1 protein-coding gene and 1 rRNA gene are annotated in these 2560 nt (G+C 62.1%); both read left to right on the forward strand.

Features of this window, described 5'->3' with window-relative positions; all coding sequences use genetic code 11:
• Nucleotides 1-1626: xanthine dehydrogenase family protein molybdopterin-binding subunit (locus ABYB95_RS21325; RefSeq protein WP_372661648.1), on the forward strand; the 1626-nt coding region annotated here is incomplete at its 5' end.
• Nucleotides 1627-2040: 414 nt separating this feature from the next.
• Nucleotides 2041-2560 (forward strand): 16S ribosomal RNA (locus tag ABYB95_RS21330); the annotation flags it as partial.

The raw sequence follows: 2560 nt of genomic DNA on the forward strand, positions 1-2560 counted from the left end.
AGCGCATTCAAGCAGATTGGGCGGGGCGCGCCGCGCAAAGACATTCCGTCCAAGGTGTTTGGCAGCGCGCAGTTCGGGCTCGACGTGCGCCTGCCGCAAATGGTGTTCGCTTCGCTGCGCATGGCGCCCGAGCTGGGTGGTGCACCCGGCGGGCTGGACGTGGCCGCCGCACTGGCACTGCCCGGCGTCGAGCGGGTGGTCTCGTTTCCTCCCTATGCGGGCGCGGGCGCGGGCTTTGCCGTGGTGGGCAGCTCCTGGTGGCATGCCGAGCGTGGCGCTGCCGCCGTCAAGACCGACTGGCGCCCACGTCTGGCGGGTTCGCTGGACAGCGCGCAGATCGCGCGCGATCTCGACCGTGCCCTGGACGAGCAGAGCGGTTTTGGCTTCTACCAGCGTGGCGAAGCGCTACAGGAACTGAAAACCGCCCAGTCGACGCCGGGTGCCCGGCTTCTGGCGGCCAGCTACCACGCCCCCTATTTGGCCCACGCCACCTTGGAGCCCATGAACTGCACCGCCCAGGTGCAGGACGGGCGGGTCACCATCTGGCTGCCCACGCAGGTGCCGCAACTGGCACAGGCGCTGGCGGCCCGCGTGGCCGGTGTGGCACTGGAGCAGGTTGCGGTCCACGTGACGCAGCTTGGGGGCGGGTTCGGGCGGCGGCTCGACGTGGACTTTGTCGGCCAGGCGGTTCGCATCGCGCAGGAATGTGGCGGGCGCCCGGTGCAACTCATCTGGCCGCGCGAACAAGACTTCACCCACGACTTCTACCGCCCCATGCAGACGGCGCGGCTCAAGGGCTTGCTTGATGCGGAGGGCCAACTGCAGGTGCTGCAAGTGCGCGCGGCGGGCGACGCGGTGAGCCCGCGCTGGATCGAACGCACCATGCCCGCCCTGTCCGGCCCGGTGGACCCACCCGACAAGACCACCGCAGAAGGCCTGTTTGACCAGCCCTACGACATCCCGCACCAGCACATGGCCCATGTCGCCACCCGCAGTGGCGTGCCGGTGGGCTTTTGGCGCTCGGTAGGGCATTCCCACAACGCGTTCTTTACCGAGAGCTTCATCGATGAACTGGCCGCGCTGGCCGAACGCGACCCGCTCGAGTTCCGCCGCACGCTGCTGGCCCGTGCACCGCGCCATCTGGCGGTCTTGAATCTGGCCGCCGAAAAGGCCGGCTGGGGCAGCGCAGTGCCATCGGGGCGGGCCCGAGGTATTGCCCTGCACGAATCCTTTGGCAGCGTCGTGGCCCAGGTGGCCGAGGTGTCGCTGGAGCGGGGGCAGATCCGCCTGCACAAGGTGGACTGCGCCATCGACTGCGGCATCTGCGTCAACCCCGCAACGGTGGCTCAGCAAATGGAGGGCTCGGTCGTGTTCGCCCTCACAGCGCTACTGTACGGCGACATACATATAGAGAAGGGCCGCGTGCAGGGCAACAACTTCCCCAGCCACCCCTTGCTGACGCTGGCTCAGGCGCCGCAGGTGCGCACCCACATCCTGCCCTCGCAGCGAGCGCCGAGCGGAGTGGGCGAACCGGGTGTGCCACCGTTGGCTGCGGCCGTGGCCAACGCGCTGTACCAGCTCAACGGCCAGCGTTTGCGCCGCCTGCCGTTGAGGACTATGGGATGAACCCCGGTGGTGTCACAGGCTTTTTATAAACTTTTTTGCAGTGCGTTGACGAAACCGAGAAATCTGGCATATACTGCAAGGCTTCGCTGCTCACAAAGAAGAAGTCGAAAGACAGGCGCTCAGAGCAACGAAGAGGTCAGAAGAAAATCAGTACAAACCCTGAAATAATTTGACCAGACGCAAAAAACTGTGTCATAATACGAGGCTCAGCTGATCGCAGCTAAGCAAGCAGACGGAGTGGCAAGAAGCTGCTGGGTTTGCAGGATCATTAAAAATATACAGCCGATAAGCGTGGGCGTTTGAAGGCGATTGCGAAAACGGGTTCTTCGGAGTCCAAGTCGCAAGACTTTAAACGCTCATGAGAATAGAAGTGAAGTTCACTTCAATTCCGTTTTTATGAGTAAATTCAAGATCGAACTAAAGAGTTTGATCCTGGCTCAGATTGAACGCTGGCGGCATGCTTTACACATGCAAGTCGAACGGTAACAGGCCGCAAGGTGCTGACGAGTGGCGAACGGGTGAGTAATGCATCGGAACGTGCCCAGTCGTGGGGGATAACGCAGCGAAAGCTGCGCTAATACCGCATACGATCTATGGATGAAAGCGGGGGACTCGCAAGAGCCTCGCGCGATTGGAGCGGCCGATGTCAGATTAGGTAGTTGGTGGGGTAAAGGCTCACCAAGCCAACGATCTGTAGCTGGTCTGAGAGGACGACCAGCCACACTGGAACTGAGACACGGTCCAGACTCCTACGGGAGGCAGCAGTGGGGAATTTTGGACAATGGGCGCAAGCCTGATCCAGCAATGCCGCGTGCAGGAAGAAGGCCTTCGGGTTGTAAACTGCTTTTGTACGGAACGAAACGGTCTGGGTTAATACCCTGGGCTAATGACGGTACCGTAAGAATAAGCACCGGCTAACTACGTGCCAGCAGCC

The organism is Hydrogenophaga sp. (assembly GCF_041633695.1).
Taxonomy (GTDB): Bacteria; Pseudomonadota; Gammaproteobacteria; order Burkholderiales; family Burkholderiaceae_C; genus Hydrogenophaga.